This is a genomic window from Streptosporangium sp. NPDC051023 (assembly GCF_040689595.1).
Taxonomy (GTDB): Bacteria; Actinomycetota; Actinomycetes; order Streptosporangiales; family Streptosporangiaceae; genus Streptosporangium.
This window is the reverse complement of sequence record NZ_JBFBCE010000222.1, coordinates 1-1,759: the sequence shown is the minus strand read 5'-3', so window position 1 is coordinate 1,759 and position 1,759 is coordinate 1. Positions and strand designations below refer to the sequence as shown.

1 protein-coding gene is annotated in these 1,759 nt (G+C 66.6%); it reads right to left on the bottom strand.

The window, feature by feature from the left end; genetic code table 11:
* Positions 1–15 precede the first annotated feature (15 nt).
* Positions 16–1,704: an ISAzo13 family transposase gene (locus tag AB0395_RS48240; protein WP_366295111.1), complete on the bottom strand. Its 1,689-nt coding sequence runs from the start codon at positions 1,702–1,704 to the stop codon at positions 16–18.
* Positions 1,705–1,759: the final 55 nt, after the last annotated feature.

Sequence of the window (1,759 nt, the reverse complement as noted above, 5' to 3'; positions counted from 1 at the left end):
AGGGCTTGCAGATAATTAACACGCTGAGTTGATCTCTGAGGGGAAGGCGTCGGTGCTAAGGGCGTAAGCGGTGAGGTCTGCTGCGGTGTAGAGGCGTTTCTGGATAGGCGTGATGATGTAGTCGACCTGCTTAAGGAGAGGGCGGATCTGGCGGATGGCCCGGTTGGCGGTCATGAGGGTGACCTGGAACAGGTCAGCGAGGACTGCTTGGGGCAGGCCGAGGCGGTGGTGCAGAACGGTGATCAGAAGCCGTTCGGTCAGGGTAAGGCAGGGGTGGCGGCCGGTTCCTGCCGCTACCTTCCGCGGGCCGCCGCGCTGACAGTGCAGGTCGGCTTCTCGCTGGTCATGCCGTAGAAGGGTCAACTGGTCGATGAGCTGGTCCCATTCTCGCTGCGCCAAGCCGGTCAGGGCAGGGTAGGCCAGCCAGGCTCGATCGTCTCGGCGGTCTCGGCGGGGCGATGCCGTCGTAGCAGCGGGATCGGTGGTGATTGGCGCCCATGCGGGCAGCAGGGTGTAGTTCCACTCGCCGTGCCAGTCGTGGCTGACGATGGGCAGTTCGGCCATGTGGGCGTCGCTGACGGTGACGCCGGTGGCGTACTGTCCGGTGTCCAGTTCGGCATGCACGGCCAGGCCGGTCGTGGTGGTGGTCGCGGCGATGGTCTGCACGATGACTTCGTGGCTGGCCAGCGGTCTGCCTTGCCAGTTCATCGTGATGTGGCAGAACAACCGGTGCTCGATGCGGTTCCATTTGGAGGTGCCGGGCGGGAAATGGCAGACGGTGATCTCCAGACCTGTCTGGGCGGCCAGCGCGGCGAGTTCGGCCTTCCAGGCGCGGGTGCGGTATCCGTTGGAGCCGCCCGCGTCCGCGGTGATCAGCAGCCGGGTCGCGTCGGGGTAGGTTTCCTGCCCGGTGCCGTTCCACCAGCGGCGGATGGACTCCACTGCGAAGGCGGCGGTGTCGTGGTCGGTGCCGACATTGACCCAGCCGCTGTCGGCGGTCAGGTCGTAGACGCCATAAGGGATGGCTTTGCCCAGGTCACGGTCGGGGAAGTCGTGCACGGCGACCTGCACCGGCCGACCCGCGGGCCGCCATTGACGGCCCGCGGTCTTGAACTCGCCGATCAGTTCCTTCTTCTTGGTGTCCACGCTGATGACCGGCTGTCCGGCCGCCTGGTGGGTCTTGACCCGCTCGTTGAGGTAGCGGAACTGGGCGTCCCGGTCAGGGTGCTGTTTGCCCTCCAGGGTCTTGGCGTTGCTTTGGAGGCTGAAGCCCTCCTGGCGCAGCAGGTCCGCGACCGTGTCCGCGCCGATCCGGTGTCCTTGAGCTGTCAGCTGCCTGGCCAGGCGGCGGGTCGACAGTGTCGTCCAGCGCAGCGGCGACATCGGATCGCCGCGCGTGTCAGGCTCCACCAGCGCCAGCAACGCCGTGCGCACTCCCGGGTCGGTCTCGACCAGGCGTTTGCGGCCTCCACCAGGCCGGCGGATCCGGCCCAGTGGTTCGACACCCGCTTCCAGCTCATCGACGCCCAGAGACACAGTTGCCGCTCGAACCCCGGCGGCCCTGGCCACCGCTGCGATGCCGCCGTGACCCAGCGCCCGCGCCTCGGCGCCCATCAGCAACCGACGCTGCCGCTCATCCAGGTGCGGGAGGATCACCTCGAACTTCGCTGCCAGCAATGCCACCGTCTCAGCTGCTACGCCCATACCACACCAACGAGCGATACCCTCGAAAGCTACGGGTTATTTATCTGCAAGCCCT